Source organism: Cellvibrio sp. ARAG 10.3 (assembly GCF_051846955.1).
Classification (GTDB): Bacteria; Pseudomonadota; Gammaproteobacteria; order Pseudomonadales; family Cellvibrionaceae; genus Cellvibrio.
Genome location: NZ_JBPYCU010000017.1, coordinates 43,089 through 61,032 on the forward strand (window position 1 = coordinate 43,089; position 17,944 = coordinate 61,032).

The window sequence follows — 17,944 nt, forward strand, 5'->3', positions numbered from 1 at the left end:
TTATGACGATGCAAGTGTTTCACCACATTCAATCACTGCGCGAAGCGCTGCAGCAGGAACGTCGAGCGGGCAAGCGTATCGGCTTTGTGCCCACGATGGGTAATCTGCATGACGCCCATATCGAATTGGTAAGGATTGCCCAGCGCCACTGTGATGTGGTGGTTACCAGTATCTTTGTTAACCCGTTGCAGTTTGGGTTGAATGAAGATTGGGATAAATACCCACGTACCCTGGCGGCAGATACTGCGCGCCTTGAAGCTGCCCACTGCGATTACCTGTTTTGCCCTTCCGACAAGGAAATCTACCCCAATGGTATGGTCGAGCAGACCCGTGTCATCGTGCCTACCATGACAGATGTGCTTTGTGGCGCCAGCCGGCCGGGCCATTTTGAAGGCGTGACCACTGTGGTGGCCAAGTTATTCAATATCGTGCAGCCTGATGCGGCAGTATTCGGCACCAAGGATTTCCAGCAATTGGCGGTGATCCGCCGGATGGTGGAAGACTTATGTATGCCAGTCAGGATTATTCCCGGCGATATAGTCCGCGAACCCGATGGTTTGGCCATGAGTTCGCGCAATGTGTTTATCACGTCGGACGAGCGGCCGCGGGTCGTGCAGTTGAATCGCAGCCTGAATTGGATCAAAGAGCGGATTGTGGCCGGTGAAACGAATTTTATAGTCTTGGCGGATGCCGCGCGCAAACAGATTGAAGACGCTGGGTTTCGTGTGGACTACATCAGCATCTGCAACAGCCATACCCTGGAGTTGGCGGCTCACGATGATCGCGACATCACCATCCTCGGCGCCATGTACACCAGCGGTGCCCGGTTAATTGACAATGTTTCAGTGGTATTGGGCTGACAGTCGTCAGTTCCAGTAACAAAAGCAGGAGGAGTGTCATGCTCTCACAAATGTTGAAAGGTAAGTTGCACATGGCCAAGGTCACCCAGGCGGAGCTCTGGTACGACGGTTCCTGCGCGATTGATGCCGACCTGGTGGCATTGGCCGGCTTGCGTGAGTTCGAGCAAATCGATATCTATAACGTGAACAACGGTGAGCGTTTTCACACCTACATTATCCTGGCCGAGCCGGGTTCCGGGACCATCTCAATGAATGGTGCGGCAGCGCGTAAGGTACAGGTGGGTGACCGGGTGATAATCGCGACCTACGGTCACTATAGCGAGGCGGAGCTGCTCAATTACAAGCCCAAGCTGGTTTATCTCGATGAAAACAACCGTGTCGAGCGCACAACCAATACCATTCCTATGCAAGTTGCCTGATCCTCACAGATCTGCTGCACAATCTTTCCCAAGGGCCGCTTAGCGGCCCTTTTGCTTGGTGCGTTTTATCTCTCTGGATGAGTGAATCTTTGCGTTCCCCGATGTCGAAACTCCAAGAACGTTGCAGATGCTAAGGAGTTGAACCATGTCAGAACGTTATGAAAAGCAGCAGGATGAGAAACAGCACGGCAAAAAACCGTCCGATAAAACAACCGGTATCACTCAGCCGACCCGCGACCAGGAGCGGGATACCAGCCAGCACCCCACCATGCCGCCAGGGCGCAGTGATCTGGCTTTGAAGCGTTACGAAAACCTTAACGAGAAACAGGACGAGCACAAAGATCACAGTCTGCAGGAGCAGGCGAAAGAGCGCGCCAAACATCCCCACGATTTACATGCCGGCACCCCCTACGACTGGGAGGATCTGGATGCGTACCAAAAGGAGCTTGAGCGACTGGATCGGGAGGGACCAAAAGGTTCAGAAACACCTTGATAGTGACGGGTATTTGCTAATCGGATGTGGGGGGTTAAAATGGGACAACGTTGTCATTGTCCCTGCTGTCATCAGCTGTTAAGCTAGCTCACCTTAACTTGGGTCTGTCCAATAACAACATAACGGCAGGGAGATATTACCGTGTCCGACGTCCATCTTTACCCCGTCCCCGAACATTTCAAGGCTGGTGCAGCCATTAATCTTGAGCGCTACCGCGCTATGTATGCTGAGTCGGTTAACTCGCCCGATACTTTTTGGGCGGAACAGGCCAAGCAATTTTTGACTTGGCAGCAACCCTGGACCCAGGTCACGAAAAGTGATTTGCGTAAAGGTGAAGTTGCCTGGTTTATCGGTGGCAAGCTTAATGTCAGTGTGAACTGTATTGACCGCCATCTGCCCCAGCGGGCCAATCAAACCGCCATCATCTGGGAAGGTGATGACCCTGCCGAAGACCAACTCATTACATACGGTGAACTGCATACAGAAGTGTGCCGGTTGGCCAACGCCTTACGCGCGCGCGGCGTCAAAAAGGGCGACCGCGTTTGTATTTACATGCCGATGATTCCCGAAGCCAGCTATGCGATGTTGGCATGTGCGCGCATCGGTGCCATCCACTCTGTAGTGTTCGGTGGTTTCTCGCCTGAGGCGTTGAAAGATCGGATTCTCGATGCTGATTGCAGGGTGGTTATTACAGCAGATGAAGGTGTCCGCGGCGGCAAAAAAGTCCCGCTGAAGAAGAATACAGACACAGCATTGGCATCCTGCCCGAATGTCCATACCTGTCTTGTGGTACGTCGTACCGCTGGTGATATTCAGTGGAAAGAAGGGCGTGACATCTGGTATCACGATCTGGTTGATCAGCAAAGCGATGTTTGCGAACCAGAGCAGATGAATGCTGAAGACCCGCTGTTTATTCTTTATACCTCGGGGTCGACAGGTAAGCCCAAGGGAGTGCTGCACACCACCGCCGGCTATCTGTTGCAGGCGGCCATGACCCATAAGTACGTCTTTGATTACCAGGAAGGCGATGTGTATTGGTGTACCGCTGACGTGGGCTGGGTAACCGGCCACAGCTACATCGTATATGGCCCGCTGACTAATGGGGCAATTACCCTGATGTTCGAAGGGGTGCCGACCTATCCGGATGCCTCCCGCTGCTGGCAGGTGATCGACAAGCATCAGGTCAACACCTTCTATACCGCCCCGACCGCCATTCGCGCACTCATGGGTGCGGGTAATGAGTGGGTGACCAAAACCTCCCGAACGTCATTGAAATTGTTAGGGTCTGTTGGTGAGCCTATCAATCCGGAAGCCTGGGAATGGTATTACCGGGTGGTCGGCGATAGCCGCTGCCCGATCATGGATACCTGGTGGCAGACGGAAACCGGCGCCCATATGCTGACCCCTTTGCCTGGTGCGATTGATTTGAAGCCAGGTTCAGCGACGGTGCCTTTCTTCGGTGTACAGCCGGTATTGCTGGATGCTGAGGGCAAGGAAATCGAGGGGGCCGGTGAAGGTAACCTGGCAATCAAGGCGGCTTGGCCGAGCCAGATTCGCAGCGTCTACGGCGACCACCAGCGTTGTATCGACACTTATTACAGTACCTATCCGGGCTACTACTTTACTGGCGACGGCGCGCGCCGGGACGTCGATGGTTATTACTGGATCACCGGCCGCGTTGACGACGTGCTGAATGTGTCCGGCCACCGGATGGGAACGGCGGAGGTGGAGAGCGCCCTGGTGCTGCATGATGCGGTTGCTGAAGCGGCGGTGGTAGGTTACCCGCACGATATTAAAGGCCAGGGTATCTACGCCTACGTCACCTTGATGAGTGGTGTGGAGCCTTCTGACGAGCTGCGTAAAGAATTGATTGCGTTGTGTGTTAAGGAGATTGGTGCGATTGCCAAGCCGGATATCATCCAATGGGCACCCGGTCTTCCCAAGACCCGTTCAGGCAAGATCATGCGACGTATCCTGCGCAAGATTGCTGCCAACGAACTCGATAACCTGGGTGATACATCTACCCTGGCCGATCCGGCAGTCGTGGATGAATTGATTCGTAATCGTGCGAACAAGTAAGTGTTAACGGAGCCCGGCAATAGCCGGGCTCCTGCTTAATGCTCGAGGATCGCCAGGTTCTGGCGCGCCCTCTGCAGCAACTCTTCAAATGTCTCCCCCGGTTCAGCGCAACACACGACATATTCGATGTCGATCCGCTGAACAACTTCATCGCCGGCCTCATTGGTGATGCCAATATGCTCCACATGCATCAGTAGCCGGTGCACGATTTCTTCGGCGTTTTCTTTTTTCGTGTTTGGCAGAAACATGGCGAAGCGCCGACCACTGAGGCGTGCGGCTATATCGTGGCTGCGGGTGTGACGAAGCAGCAAACGAGCGACCTGGGTCAGTACAGCGTCACCGGCCTGGTAGCCGAGGCTGTGGTTGGTGTCCTGCAGATTGGCAATGCGCAGGGTAATCAGCGCGGCCGTTTCATCGTGATGTTGGGTGGAGAGCATCAAATCCGGGCAGGTCGCAAAAAAATAGCGGCGGTTATAGAGCTGGGTCAGTTGATCCACCGTGGCCAGGCTGTGCTCGATCTTGCGGTAACTGCCCAGTAGCAAACGGTTCAGGCGATAGGCTTTGCCAAGTTCAAACAGGCCTAAGGATGCGGCCAGCAGGCCACCGGGCAACCCCACAATCTCCAGCCAGCGCACCAGCAGCCAATCGCTGTGAACCAGGGTGTTGAGTAATTCTTGCCAGGCACCGAAAAACAACAATCCGAAGCCGACCATCAATTTCACAATAATCGGGCGGCGGATCGGCAATTGCGCGGTAATACACAGCAGGATAAATGCTGCGATGCAGAAGAACAGGTTGCGCACCGCCAGATGCATATCGACGCTGCTCAAGGGAATGCTATCACCGCCGGCAAACACAGCAACTGCCCAAAGAAACACCGCCACCAAAACCAGCAACAATGTCACCAGTGCAATTGAAAAATTACTCCACATAACTTCACCGATATATGGGAATCATCGTAAATTCAGCATGGCTTGCGCTGAATTATCTCGGGCATAATAAGTCCAGTGCCATCGAGTCCTTGCATGATGGCTGTAGTCGATTATAGCGGTTGCGCGTGAATTACAAGCGCAGCTTTGCTGCTGGAGGGTGCATTAATGAGCGAGAAAGACAAAGATCACGAGTTGTTCACACAACAGATGCAGGATGTGGAGCCGATTCGGGTACCGGAGACCGTCGCCCTGGCTTCCGGCCATAACGATAAACTGAATGCCTCCTCTCGCCGCAAAGCGGCGCTCGCCGAAGATCCACGCGACAAGAATTTTTTATCTGGGGAATATGTTGAGCCGGTCGATCCCTTGGCTATCCTTGAGTTTAAACGCGACGGGGTTCAGCACGGGGTATACAAGAACCTGCGCCTGGGCAAGTATCAGATTGACGCAAGGCTTGATCTGCACCAGATGAAAGTCGAGCAGGCTCGTCTGGCGGTCTATCAATTCATCAAAGACTGCATGGCCAACGATATTCGTTGCGCGCTCATTACCCACGGTAAAGGTGAAGGGCGTGAGCAGCCTGCGCTGCTAAAAAGCTGCGTTGCTCATTGGTTACCCCAGTTCTCCGAGATACTCGCTTTCCATTCCGCCCAGAAACAGCATGGCGCCAGCGGGGCAACCTATGTGTTGTTGCGTAAAAGCGAGAAGAAAAAGCTGGAGAATTGGGAGATGCACCATAAGAAGCGGTGAAAATAGGAAATTAAGAGGTTTCGGATCGCTATCTGGAAATATCCACGGATTAAATGGAATTTGAAACCTTGTGGGAAGTTTTCCTGCTTGATAACCTGAATGAGGGCAAAGATATGCAATGTACAACCTGTAAATCGTCCCCGCTTGAACCGAAGGAGCTTGAACCGGGTTTGCTAGTCGCTGCCTGCGGGCAGTGCGAAGGTGCATTGGTGTCGTTGATGAATTATCGCTTCTGGCTGGACCATTACGGTGGTCTTGCTGAGCCGGAAACCCTGCCGGTTCTGGATGTGCCTGATGAACAACCGGGCGTGCGCACTTGCCCTAAATGCAGCCGGTTAATGACGAAGTACCAAATGGGCGTGAATTCCGCGCACAAGATAGATTTGTGTGCGGCCTGCGATGAAGCCTGGCTGGATAAGGGCGAGTGGCAATTACTTAAGCAATTGGATCTCCATGGCAAATTGCCCAGGATCTTTACTGACGCATGGCAACGCAATATTCGCAAGGTGCGTCAGGAGGCATTTCACCAGGATCGTTACGAAAAACTCTTGGGGGAGGAAGACTTCGCCCAGGTACATGCCTTCCGCCAATGGCTATATCGTCATCCGCGCAAGGAAGATATCAAGCAATATTTATTGATAGCACCGGAATAGTTTTCTATCCAACAATAGAATAAGTTTGATGAGAACTGATTCATCAGTTCTCATCTACATCATCCATATCCACCTGGCCAGACATAGCGCGGCGGATGTGCGACCAGGACATGCCGACCGCAAGCAGGGCGGCAACCAATATTTCGCTGATCCAGGTGATTGGTCCTGCTTTATCCAGTTTGATCCAGCCCCAATACACCAAAAGCCAAACCAGACAAGCGAGAAAAGCGCTCGCCAATATCAAACCCAAAAAGCCCAATGAGCGCAATGTGGCGCGCAGATAAATTGCCCAGCCAATCAGCAGGATTAATCCTGCCAAGGCAATGTAAGGTGTTGGTGCCGACCAATTGGCAGAGAGCCAATGGTAATAGGAGTAGCCGCTGGGATTGTACGTGGCGAACACTAACAACAACGCAAAGATAAAACGAATGCCGACGCCGGCGGCGGAGATGGGCTTCATAAAAATTCCTGACCTGAAACGTTGAATAATTAATTGCTAAAGTTTGTCTTCTTGATGCGGTGCTGTTTGTTCCTTGAGAACGTCCTGGACGAGCACCCATGGTTTTATCACCACAGCCCAGACCAGAGCATTCTGCTCATACCAAATTTGTGCTTGCTTATCTCTCACACTGTCTACCAATGCGGCGTCCATCCATTGCTTTAGTTGTGCGGACTGATCCCGCGCAATAACCCGCGCAACCTCGGTAAGGTCGAGGCTTGAATCGACGGCGATTGCTTTGCCGCTGGCAAAGAAGCGTTGCAGTTCCCGCCAGGGTATTTGTGCGGTTTCCAGGTTTATTTTTGCCTGGACAATGTCATCGGGAAGGTATTCATCCATCATGCCTGGTGTTTCCGTGTGATAGCTTGTGCGACTTTGGAGCCGTTGGTTTTTCCGAGCGATTCACAGATGTTGTTGCCGGCAGCAATCAATTTTTCCAGATCAACGCCGTGAATAATACCGAGACCATTCAACAAATAAACCACATCTTCTGTTGCGACATTCCCTGAAGCACCCACCGCATAAGGACAACCGCCCAGCCCCGCGACCGAGCTGTCCACAACGCTGACGCCGCACTCCAGCGCGGCATAGATATTTGCCAGTGCCTGACCGTAGGTATCGTGCATATGGACCGCGAGTTTTTCCACGGGAATATGCTGTATAAGTAATTCGATTAATCCTTTGACCTGGCCGGCCGTTCCCACACCGATGGTGTCACCCAGCGAAATCTCATAGCAGCCCATGGCCAGCAAATCCCGGGCGATTTTTACAACGACTTCCGGGTCAACGGCGCCGCTGTAAGGGCAGCCGACCACGCAGGAAATATAACCGCGCACGGGTATGTTATGGCGTTGGGCTGCCTCCATCAGTGCTGTAAATCGCGTAAGGCTTTCGGCGATAGAACAATTAATATTTTTTTGGCTAAAGGCTTCGGAGGCTGCTGCAAATATCGCAACCTCGTCAGTGCCCGCGGCGAGTGCGCGCTCGAAGCTTTGCAGGTTGGGTGTTAACGCAGCATAAGTCACACCGGTTTTGCGGGTAATGCCGTCGAACACTTCAGCGCTGTCGACCATTTGCGGCACCCATTTAGGGTTAACAAAACTGCCGGCTTCAATATAAGACAGGCCCGCTGCGGACAATTGATTGATGAGTTGAATCTTGGTGTCAGTGGCGATGGTTTGCTTTTCATTTTGCAAGCCATCGCGGGGGCCGACTTCTATGATTTTGACTGCTTTGGGTAATGCCATAATGTTTGATTGCGTTGGTTAGAACGTTGTCGGATTACGCTGCGCTAATCCGACCTGCGGATGGAGTTTGATATTAGTCTTCGCCCCAGCGGGGCATCAGATCTTGCTCAATGCCTAATTGGTCGAGGATGCGGGCGACAATAAAATCAATCAGTTCGGTGATGGATTGCGGTTGCATATAAAAGCCGGGGCTCGCGGGAAGAATGACTGCGCCAAGCTGCGTGAGCTTGAGCATATTTTCCAGATGAATCGCGGAATAGGGTGTTTCCCTGGGGACCAGGATTAATTGCCGGCGCTCCTTCAAGGCAACATCGGCGGCGCGCTCAATAAGATTGTTGCTGGCGCCATGGGCAATCGCTGAAAGGCAACCACCGCTGGCGGGGCAGATCACCATGGATGTCGGTGAACTGGAGCCTGATGCAACAGGAGAAAACCAGTCGTCTTTGGTAAAAATTTGCAACTGGTCTTCATCCGCACCGAATAATTTGCTAAGCATTGCCTGTTGCTCTTCGAGAGTCTCCGGCAAGTCCAGATCCGTTTCTGTGCGAATCACAACCTCCGCTGCGCTGGATAACAGCAAATACACTTTACAATCCGCTGCCAATAAACATTGCAACAAACGTAAACCATACTGGGCGCCGGATGCGCCAGTCATGGCCAGGGTGATGGTGCGTTGTGTCATGGTCGAATTCCCCGCTGTCCTTAAAAATGTTGGCCTTATATGAAACGATATTAATTACAACGCGTGCTTTTTTAATTGCTCAATCATCTTTTGATGCACGCCGCCAAATCCGCCGTTGCTCATAATCACAATGTGGGTATCCGCTTCGCTCAGTGAAATCGCACAGTGAATTAATTCATCCAGGTCGTGAAGTAATTTTGCCGGAACGGGGCTGGTATTTACGACTTCATCCATCGCCCAATCAACATTCGGCGGTTGATACCAGAGTACGTCGTCGGCGTCAGTGCAGGCTTTATTTAATGCGTCTTTATGAACACCCATACGCATGGTGTTAGAGCGCGGCTCAATCACGGCGATAATTTTCTGGTCACCCACTTTAGCGCGCAGGCCGGCGAGGGTGGTTTTTATCGCCGTGGGGTGATGAGCGAAATCATCATAAACTTTTATGCTATGGATATCGGCTAAACATTCCATGCGCCGCTTTACCCCGGCAAATTGTTCCAGGGCTTTGGCACTGATCTCTGGTGTAACACCGACATGACGCGCGGCGATCATCGCCGCTAAACCGTTATTGACGTTATGCAAACCGGTCTGCGCCCAATGCACTTGCGCCACTGCTGTGCCTTCATGAAACACGGCAAATGCTGAACCGTCTTTCTCCAACAACTCCGCCCGCCACTCGACGGAGGTATCACCATCGACAGAGAATTTTTGTTGCGGTGTCCAGCAACCCATGGCCAAGACTTCATTAAGCGCCGCATCATCCTGTGGCGAAATCAGCAAGCCGTTATTCGGTACCGTGCGCACTAAATGATGAAATTGTTTTTGAATGGCTGCGAGGTCTGGAAAAATATCCGCGTGATCAAATTCGAGGTTATTGAGAATTACCGTGCGTGCATTGTAGTGAACAAACTTGGAACGCTTATCAAAAAACGCGCTGTCGTATTCATCCGCCTCCACCACAAAAAACGGCGTCTCACCCAAGCGAGCAGAACTGGGAAAGTTTTTCGTCACCCCGCCAATTAAGTAACCCGGCGCCATACCCGCGTATTCAAGAATCCACGCCAGCATACTGCTGGTCGTCGTCTTGCCATGCGTACCCGCCACCGCCAACACCCACTTCCCCGGCAACACATAATCACGCAACCACTGCGGCCCGGACGTATAAGGAATCCCCTGCGCCAACACATACTCCACCGCCGGGTTCCCGCGACTCATCGCATTCCCGATCACCACCAGATCCGGCGCCGGCTGCAAATGCACTGGGTCAAAGCCTTGCATCAATTCAATGCCAGCTTGCTCCAGTTGAGTACTCATGGGGGGATACACATTGGCATCACTGCCGGTCACGCGGTGCCCGAGAGCTTTGGCAAGTTGCGCGAGGCTACCCATAAAGGTGCCGCACACGCCGAGAATATGGATATGCATGTCAATCGCTCGTAAACCCGTAATGGGTGCGAGCTTATCACTTAAGGTGGTGGGGCAAAAAGGCTGGCGATGATCAGTTTTAGCTCTAAAGACTTATAAAAATGACTTTAGAAAGGTGACAGCTTTATCGGGCGGCGCGTAGGGCATAGCGGAGTTGGGGTGCGGGACCATCACCGACAGGATGTCGGTGCTGAGCCCCCATGGATGGGTTCACGGCGTGTCCCGCACCCCAACTCCGCTATGCTCGTTCTCATTCAATGAACGAAAATTAACGTTCTAATATGCCATTCACGAAATCAAGAATCGCTTTATCCTGGCAATTCTCAAAGAAACATGCCTGGAATCGCTCGCCAGTTACCGCCGTCTTCACCAATTCCGGATCAAGGGACTTCAAGCCCTCCAGGTAATCCTTAGTCAACGCATTTTTAACACTGCTCAGAATCCCCGCATTACGCACCTGGGACTCTTTACGCTCCGCCGGATAACCCTGGCCGCGCACGCCGCCAAATGCCTTCTCAAAGATATAACGGATGTTCAATTCCGCGCCCCAGCCAAAGCCTTTGGCAAACGGTAGCGCGAGCGCATTGCCATTGTTGATCTGGGCGAACAGGTAGGCGTCGGAGGGATCGATACAGTAGCCGCACACGACGCCCGGGTGGGCATTTAATGACATCAGTGCGCCTTGGCCGGTGCCGCAACCGCTCACCACAAAATCCACGGCCTTTGAGTTCAGCAGCAGGCTGGCCATGATGCCGAGGTGGATGTAGGTCAGGTAGTGGTCGTTGTCGTCGCTCATGCCGACGTTGTAAACGGTGTGACTCTGCTCAGCGGCAACGTCTTTCAGTTGTTGCAGGACAACGGCATTCTTGGATGCCTGGCTGAATTCATTCATCAATGCAATTTTCATGGTTGATTCTCTCTCTTGGTTAAACGACGTAAATCGGAGGGCAGGCTCGTTGGCGCTGCTTTATTGATGTGAGGGTGTCTATTGTAGAGGTTTAGACCATGGGATGGTACCGAGCCGGGTGGTTCGGTCGTAAAGGAGTGTGAAGGGAGGTACCTGAAGCAGCGCAGCGGGCGGCGCCCGCCGGAGATGCTAGGCGACTTTCGCGGTGGCGACCGCTGGGGTCAGATAACGCTGGCGTTTATTGGCTTTCATCAGCGTGAGGTCACCCATAAACAAGCCATCGACACAGTTACCGAAATCCGAATCCACGCTAAATGCCAGCAATTGGTAACCGCCGTCTTCATATAACGCCGCGTATTGCTTGAACAACACCGGCAATTTATGGCCCTGCTCGGAAAATTGTTGTTGCAGGTAATCGAAGCCCTGATCGCGATCCAGGGTGGTAAAGATTTCGCTGAAGGCTTGATAGGTTTCTGGCTCAATAAAATGCGGATGGCTGCCTTCCGCGAGGGGCGCGGGGGCGCGGTAGTAACGCTGGTAGTAAAACACCAGCAAATCGCGCAAGGCTTTCGGGTAACTCGCACTCATGCTGACCGGGCCCAGAACATAACGCACCTCGGGGTGATGTTGCAGATAAGCGCCCAAACCCTGCCATAAATAATCCAGGCTGGCCTTGCCCCAATATTCCGGGTTCACAAAGCTGCGGCCCAACTCAATGGCTTGCTCAAGGTACTGGTTGGCGCCAGCGCGGTAGTGAAATAAATCGGCGGTATACAAACCGCTGATGCCCTGTTCATGCAAAATGCTCGCGCAGTCCCCCAGGCGATAAGCGCCAGCAATAGTGAGCTTATCTTCATCCCACAGCACCAGGTGGCGGTAGTAGTGATCGTATTTATCCAGGTCGCGGCGGCTGCCGGTACCTTCACCCACCAGGCGAAACGTCTGTTCACGCAGGCGGCCGATTTCGCGCAACACCGTCGGATGTTGACGGTAATCGCATAGATAAATGCGATGATTGTCGCGGGTGGCGCCGATCAGCGTGGCCGTTTTAAATTCTTTTTTGAGTGCACTGCGATCTTCCGGGTGCGCAATAGTTTTCTCGGTGACAAAGATCGCTTGCTTGCCTTTGCCAATTTTGTAGAGGTGTTTTTTCAGGCGTTTAATCAGTGCTTTGTCGGCGAGTTTATTGGATTCCAATGCATGATGTGGAATCACTTCGCCAACGCGAAATTTAATTTCGCTGGAATGTTTGTTAAACATTTCGTGGGCGAGCAGGGCGGTAGCAAAGGGTTTGAAGATAAACGAGGCGCTGTAAAATAGCAGAGAATTTTTCGCCGATACAAAAATCGGCAGCACCGGCGCTTTGGCTTTACGTGCAAAGTGCAGGAAGCCCGCTTGCCATTGACCGTCGCGAATGCCCTTGGGGCTTGCGCGCGAGACTTCACCGGCCGGAAACACAATCACCGCTTCTTCATTGTTAAGTGCTTGCAGGATGTTTTTGTAACTCTGGCGATAGGCAGAGCGCGTCATATTATCCAGCGGTAATAGCAATTCACGCAGCGGCTCAAACGCCATCAGCATATCGTTGGCGATGATCTTCACATCGCGGCGCACTTCGCTCACCAGTTTTAACAGGGCCAGGCCATCCAGCGAACCAATCGGGTGGTTGGCGATGATCACCACCCGGCCTTGTGCGGGAATATTGTTCCGCTCCCGGTGAGGCACGCTGTAGCTGAAGTTAAAGTAATCAAAGATGCGTTCGATAAAATCCAGACCGCGATTGCCTTCGTTATCGTGCAAGAATCGGTTGATCTCCTGCTCGCGGGTGAGCTTGCGCAACAGCGTCAGGGTGGATTTGCGGATCAGTGGTGCCTTGGTGGCAAAACCGGGAAATTTATTAACGACTGATTGTTCAATGTTAAGCATGGCAGCGAACCTGTAGGAGTGAACGTCCACAGGTTATGACGGCAAAATGACGGTTGTGTGATGAATGTGTTGCGGAAATGTTGCAGGTGGGTGATGCAGGGATTGTTGTCGGCTTACGCTGCGCTAAGCCGACCTACGGGCTAAGTCGACTTACAGATAAGCCAGTGCTAAACCTTTACGAGTTGTTCTTCCTGGCGGACGAGCAATTCGCTGTAGGGGGCCTTGATGGTGGCCAACTTGCCGCTGTTCACGTCCACTTCAATGTGCGCCAGCAAAGTGTCGTCCAGCAAATGGCGACTGATGAGGATGTCACCGCGCTCGGGATGGATAGGGTCTTGTTGTTGGGCCACAAAATCTTTCAGCAATACGCAGTGACTATGATTTGCCGGACGCGCAACTTCCTGGATAGCCGCTGACAGCTGTAGGCGCGGACTGTTGGCGCGGGCGCAGAGATTGTTCAGCAGTTGTGCGCAGCACAGCGCGCGAAAACTGCAGTCATACAAAGCTTCGCCAATGAATTCCACCATCAGCGTGTCGTTGTCCAACAACTGGCGCTGGCCGTTGTACAAGGACAAAACTCCCTGCAATTGCTTTTCAAAGCGACGCAGCACATTGGCAAAGCCCTCACTATTGAGTTGCTGATACAGCCTGGTGAGGTTGGTGATGCGGATTTGCAAACGCACCGCAACCTCCGGCGGTGGCGGGGGTTCTGGCGCGAGGGGTTTAAGGGCTTCCAGCGGGACTTCCGGAATGGTAGGAATCTTCTCCACCACGGTGGTGACGATCTTGCCGGGCGAGGGCAATTTATCGCGCAGGCGCGACCACCACTGCCGCTGGATCGACCACCAGATGGTCCAGAGCGACACAAATACCGCTGCCGCCCAGATGCTCAGGAAATAATAGTCGTAGCGCGAATAGCGCGGGACTTCCAGGGTCACTTGCAGGTAACCGGCGATATTATTGTGCAGGGCGATGGGTGCGGTAAAACTGTAGCGCTCACCTTCGATAGGCTGGTTGGGGTTATAGCCGGTTTGCACCAGCAGTTTATTTTCCACGTTATGAATGGTCGCACCAACCACGGTGGGAGACTGGCCTACATCCAGCAATACAGCCTGCAGGCTGATGAGGTCTTGTGTAAGGGTTGCATCCACCGCTTGCCGCGCCGCACTGCGAGCCAGGGTCTGGCCGTAGTAATGAATTTGTTCCTGCTGGTTGTGATAGGTGTTATGCAGATACAGCCCGGCGCCCAGAAAACCGAGGATCAACAGCAGGACGCTGCACAGGAAGAGTTGCGGATAGGATCGGTAAGTCGTGAGTAACGGCATCGGTATCTCAAACGGCCGGGGCGATCCCCGTGCATCCAGCTGATTGTCAAAAGTGAGCCGCATTCTAGCCTAAAGCGGCTGGCTACTGTAGCGTTCTCATTTAGGCTAGAATGCCGCCCCTTGATGAGAACCGGCTGATAAAAGTGAGCGAACGTGAAAGAAATCCTGTTGATTAACGTCTCCGGCGATGACAAACCCGGCGTCACCTCGGCGATCACGGCGGTATTGGCCCAGCACCAGGCCACGATCCTCGACATCGGTCAGGCGGTGATCCACGATACTCTGGCCCTGGGCATCCTGGTGGCTCTGGAAGTCGATGCCAATACCAAAGCGGTGATCCTCGACGAAATTCATGCACGGACCCAACCCCTGTCAATCCAGGTGCGCTTTCAACCGGTCTCCCTCGAAAGTTATCAGCACTGGGTCGATCAGCAGGGTAAGCCCCGCCACATCGTTACGCTCCTGGCGCGGCAGATCAATGCGGCCCAGATCGCTGAACTGACCGACATTACCTTCAAACACGGCTTGAACATCGACAGCATCAATCGGTTGTCCGGCCGCATCCCGCTCGACGCGCTGGAAAATCATAGCAACGCCTGTGTGGAATTTTCTGTGCGCGGCACACCGGAAGACCTTACCGCGCTGCGTGCGGATTTTATGGATTTGTCCGCGCGCCTGGATGTGGACATCGCCTTCCAGCGCGACACCGTGTACCGCCGCAACCGCCGTCTGGTGTGTTTCGACATGGATTCCACGTTGATTGAAGCGGAAGTGATTGATGAGCTGGCGATTGCCGCCGGTGTGGGCGAGCAAGTGATTGCCATCACCGAAGCCGCGATGCGCGGCGAGTTGGATTTCAAACAAAGTTTTGCCCGGCGCCTGGCGTTATTAAAGGGTCTGGATGAATCCGTGCTTGAAGGCATTGCAGCCAACCTGCGTTTGACCGAAGGTGCAGAAAAACTGATTTCTTCCCTGAAAAAACTGGGTTACAAAACAGCGATTTTATCCGGCGGGTTCAATTATTTCGGGCGCTATCTGCAACAACGTCTGGGCATTGATTATGTGTACGCCAATGAGTTGGATATTGTTGACGGCAAGGTAACCGGAGATGTTGTCGGTACCGTGGTAGACGGCCAGCGCAAAGCTGAGTTGCTTGCCATGCTCGCACAAAAGGAAGGTATTGCGCTGGAGCAGGTGATTGCCGTGGGCGATGGCGCGAATGATTTACCGATGTTGAGTGTGGCCGGTTTGGGGATTGCCTTTCGCGCCAAGCCACTGGTGAAAGCCTCGGCACAACATGCGATTTCTACGCTCGGGCTGGATGCGATTTTGTATTTGTTGGGCTTTCGGGATCGGGATAAGTTGTTGTGATGGGATATTGTTGGATGGGGTTGTTTAAATGGAATTGATAGGATTTGATAGACGCGTTGATATCGGTTTTATTGGCTTGTGCGGTTGTCGGATTACGCTGCGCTAATCCGACCTACGTGTGCGATGCTTTGTAGGTCGAATTAGAGGCGCAGCCTCGTAATCCGACATTAATCCCATCAGACACCGCCAGTCTCTATCACGTCTCCATATTAAAATCGTAACTCATATTCTGCGTCGGCTCTTGCAGGTAATGCCCTTGAATATAATGCGCACCCGCTTGCCACAAGGTCGACAGCACGCTGGCATTTTCCACAAACGGTACGATGGTGATTTTATTTTCACCATGCAGCTGCTCAATCAAATGAATCAGTGTTTCCGGGCTTTCCTTATTATTCTGGATATCCATGGTAAATGAGCCGTCGATCTTGATGACGCTGGCCGGCACATGCTTGAGGGTATTAAACGGATTCAATGAACAACCGAAGTTGCTGATCGACATAAACGTTTTCAGTTTTTGCAAACCTTCCGCAAAGGACTTGGCTGCATTCAGGTGGTTGGTTACATCCACTTCGTTTGCCTGGAATACAATGGCATCGCTCGATAATTTCGCCGCTTTAAAAGCCACACCCAGCCAGGGCACCAGCGACTCATCGCACAGTGAATCTTTGCTCAGATTTAAAATTAATTTGGTCTTGTTACCCTTGGCGCGATGCTGGGACAACATCTTGATCGATTCCAGAATCACCCAGCGATCAATCTTGATACTGGCACCGATGGACGACGCCGTTTCAATAAACCGGCTGGGGGAGATTTCCTCGTTATTATCGTTGAGCATCCGCAAATACACTTCGTAATACTCTTCCTCGGAACCGCGCAGGCTGATGATCGGTTGGAACAATAAACGGAAGCGGTCGTTATCCAGCGCATGTTGCAAATCAGAGGCAATATTTTTCTGATCGCGTTCATCTGCCGACATTTCCGGCTCAAACAATTGCGCGTTATTGCCATTGGCCCCGCGCACCTTTTCCATGGCGTTGATCGCCTGCTCAATCACCTTGTTGGCGCTGGTGGTGTTGTCATTGATCAAGGACACACCAATGCTGGCGGTGAGCTGCAAGGTTTTGTTGTCTATATCAATAATATGTTCTTCAATGGCTTTGCATAATTGCCTGGCGCGATTCACGGCCGCATCGGCGCGGATATTAGGCACCAGCACGGTAAACGCCGTGTCGCCGAAGCGGGCGATGATGTCGGTGGTGTTATTTTTTTCGCGCAGCAACGACGCCAGATCGCTCAGCGCCATATCGGCCGCCGCCACGCCCAGGGTTGACTGCGCGCGCTCGATAAAATTATCGATGTCGATATACAACAAACTCAGGTTGTCTTTTTCGCTGACGTTGTCGATGACCTTTTCAAGGTGGTCGATCATGTACTGGCGGTTGTACAAACCGGTGACCACATCCTGCCATTTAATTTGTTTGATCTGCGCTTCCAGTACATCATTATTGAGATCCACGCGGTTAGCGCGCGCTAAAAACTGGATGCAGGGTTCTTCATCGTAGGTAACGTGTGACACTTCCAGACTGATGGGGGTGGCGGTGCCGTCCTGTTTCAAACCGCGGAATGCCAGCTTGGTGGATTCGGCATCCAACCCTTTGAAGGTGAAATCCTTCAGGAAGGTTTTCAGCGTGTCCTGATCCTTGTCATCGACCATGTCCATGATGGGCATACAATCGATATCGTCTTTATCCTCGTAGCCGAATAATTCAGCGAAGGATTGGTTGGCATACAGATACAAGCCGTCCTGCACGTAGGCGATGGCATCGCGCGAGCTGTCGAGCAATTGCTGGCTGCGCCGTTCGGCTTCGCGGAAGCGACGGTCGGCCAAACGCTTGGCCTGCCGCTCTTCGCGGTTATTCATCTCCCGCTGCATCACCAGCAATAAATGCTGGTCATCGTCGAGCCGTACCACATCCGCCGCGCCCAGCTTCATGCCTTCTACGACGGCCAGGAATTCATCGTCGTTTTGCAGGATCACGGGCACGTCTTTGTTCAGGCGGCGGATATGTTTGATGGCGGTTTGGGGGGTAACGTTGGTGGTCTGGTCGTGAGCAATCAATAAATCCCAGGTCTGCTCTTCGAGTAATTTGACGAGCGCTTCCTCGCTCTCGACATGCTGGGCGCGGCTGGGCCGGCCGGCGTTGTGAAGCATACTGATCAGACGTTCCGCTTCTGCGCGAGAATTATTCAGAATCAGGAGGCGGATTGTGTCATTTGCATTCATAAGGCGTTACTGCGCTCTTTGTCTGTGCCACTTGGCCACTTGATGCGACTTTTACACCAATAAAATTGGAAAAGTCTTGCAAGCAGGAT

General features: G+C 52.8%; 17 protein-coding genes. 7 read left to right on the forward strand and 10 right to left on the reverse strand.

What is annotated here, in order from left to right; translation table 11 throughout:
• Positions 1-8 precede the first annotated feature (8 nt).
• The 4 genes from panC to acs all read left to right on the forward strand — a co-directional run bounded on the left by panC (position 9) and on the right by acs (position 3,851).
• A complete protein-coding gene (gene panC / locus ACSV5M_RS17720; RefSeq protein WP_439177862.1) occupies positions 9-860 on the forward strand; it encodes a pantoate--beta-alanine ligase in 852 nt (283 codons plus the stop codon).
• Between the two features lie 38 nt (positions 861-898).
• Positions 899-1,279, forward strand: a complete 381-nt coding sequence (gene panD, locus ACSV5M_RS17725) for an aspartate 1-decarboxylase (protein WP_439177793.1) — start codon at positions 899-901, stop codon at positions 1,277-1,279.
• 145 nt (positions 1,280-1,424) lie between these two features.
• On the forward strand, positions 1,425-1,772 hold the full coding sequence (locus tag ACSV5M_RS17730; protein ID WP_439177795.1) for a hypothetical protein: 348 nt from the start codon (positions 1,425-1,427) through the stop codon (positions 1,770-1,772).
• Positions 1,773-1,913: 141 nt separating this feature from the next.
• The gene (acs, locus tag ACSV5M_RS17735; RefSeq protein WP_439177796.1) at positions 1,914-3,851 is read left to right on the forward strand and encodes an acetate--CoA ligase; all 1,938 of its coding nucleotides are present in this window, start codon (positions 1,914-1,916) and stop codon (positions 3,849-3,851) included.
• A gap of 35 nt (positions 3,852-3,886) precedes the next feature.
• Here acs and ACSV5M_RS17740 read toward each other — a convergent pair whose 3' ends face one another.
• Positions 3,887-4,783, reverse strand: coding sequence for a GGDEF domain-containing protein (locus ACSV5M_RS17740; RefSeq protein ID WP_439177798.1), 897 nt, complete (start codon positions 4,781-4,783; stop codon positions 3,887-3,889).
• Between the two features lie 165 nt (positions 4,784-4,948).
• On the opposite strand from ACSV5M_RS17740, the gene smrA reads away from it, so the two are divergent.
• Both smrA and ACSV5M_RS17750 read left to right on the forward strand, forming a co-directional pair.
• Complete coding sequence (smrA, locus tag ACSV5M_RS17745; protein ID WP_439177799.1) at positions 4,949-5,533, forward strand: DNA endonuclease SmrA; 585 nt, start codon at positions 4,949-4,951, stop codon at positions 5,531-5,533.
• A gap of 53 nt (positions 5,534-5,586) precedes the next feature.
• The gene (locus ACSV5M_RS17750) at positions 5,587-6,186 is read left to right on the forward strand and encodes a hypothetical protein (protein ID WP_439177800.1); all 600 of its coding nucleotides are present in this window, start codon (positions 5,587-5,589) and stop codon (positions 6,184-6,186) included.
• Between the two features lie 43 nt (positions 6,187-6,229).
• Here ACSV5M_RS17750 and ACSV5M_RS17755 read toward each other — a convergent pair whose 3' ends face one another.
• From ACSV5M_RS17755 to ACSV5M_RS17790, 8 genes are all read right to left on the reverse strand, one after another.
• Positions 6,230-6,646 carry a DUF6524 family protein gene (locus tag ACSV5M_RS17755; RefSeq protein ID WP_439177802.1) on the reverse strand — a complete coding sequence of 139 codons (417 nt, stop codon included), beginning with the start codon at positions 6,644-6,646 and terminating at the stop codon, positions 6,230-6,232.
• A 36-nt stretch (positions 6,647-6,682) separates the two neighbouring features.
• On the reverse strand, positions 6,683-7,027 hold the full coding sequence (locus tag ACSV5M_RS17760) for a DUF2288 domain-containing protein (RefSeq protein WP_439177804.1): 345 nt from the start codon (positions 7,025-7,027) through the stop codon (positions 6,683-6,685).
• Positions 7,024-7,932: a hydroxymethylglutaryl-CoA lyase gene (locus tag ACSV5M_RS17765; RefSeq protein WP_439177806.1), complete on the reverse strand. Its 909-nt coding sequence runs from the start codon at positions 7,930-7,932 to the stop codon at positions 7,024-7,026. The genes ACSV5M_RS17760 and ACSV5M_RS17765 overlap by 4 nt, the downstream gene beginning before the upstream one ends.
• A gap of 73 nt (positions 7,933-8,005) precedes the next feature.
• Complete coding sequence (locus tag ACSV5M_RS17770; protein ID WP_439177807.1) at positions 8,006-8,614, reverse strand: flavin prenyltransferase UbiX; 609 nt, start codon at positions 8,612-8,614, stop codon at positions 8,006-8,008.
• A 54-nt stretch (positions 8,615-8,668) separates the two neighbouring features.
• Positions 8,669-10,042, reverse strand: coding sequence for a UDP-N-acetylmuramate:L-alanyl-gamma-D-glutamyl-meso-diaminopimelate ligase (mpl, locus tag ACSV5M_RS17775; protein ID WP_439177808.1), 1,374 nt, complete (start codon positions 10,040-10,042; stop codon positions 8,669-8,671).
• A gap of 268 nt (positions 10,043-10,310) precedes the next feature.
• On the reverse strand, positions 10,311-10,949 hold the full coding sequence (locus ACSV5M_RS17780) for an RpiB/LacA/LacB family sugar-phosphate isomerase (RefSeq protein ID WP_439177810.1): 639 nt from the start codon (positions 10,947-10,949) through the stop codon (positions 10,311-10,313).
• A 189-nt stretch (positions 10,950-11,138) separates the two neighbouring features.
• Positions 11,139-12,875: a GNAT family N-acyltransferase gene (locus tag ACSV5M_RS17785; protein WP_439177812.1), complete on the reverse strand. Its 1,737-nt coding sequence runs from the start codon at positions 12,873-12,875 to the stop codon at positions 11,139-11,141.
• A gap of 167 nt (positions 12,876-13,042) precedes the next feature.
• Entirely contained in the window at positions 13,043-14,200 is a 1,158-nt protein-coding gene (locus ACSV5M_RS17790) for a hypothetical protein (protein ID WP_439177814.1), read from the reverse strand.
• 153 nt (positions 14,201-14,353) lie between these two features.
• On the opposite strand from ACSV5M_RS17790, the gene serB reads away from it, so the two are divergent.
• Positions 14,354-15,571 (forward strand): phosphoserine phosphatase SerB, encoded by a 1,218-nt coding sequence (gene serB, locus ACSV5M_RS17795; RefSeq protein WP_439177815.1) that lies wholly within the window; start codon positions 14,354-14,356, stop codon positions 15,569-15,571.
• Positions 15,572-15,767: 196 nt separating this feature from the next.
• On the opposite strand, the gene ACSV5M_RS17800 is transcribed toward serB, so the two are convergent.
• Positions 15,768-17,855 (reverse strand): EAL domain-containing protein, encoded by a 2,088-nt coding sequence (locus tag ACSV5M_RS17800; RefSeq protein WP_439177817.1) that lies wholly within the window; start codon positions 17,853-17,855, stop codon positions 15,768-15,770.
• Between the last annotated feature and the right edge of the window lie 89 nt (positions 17,856-17,944).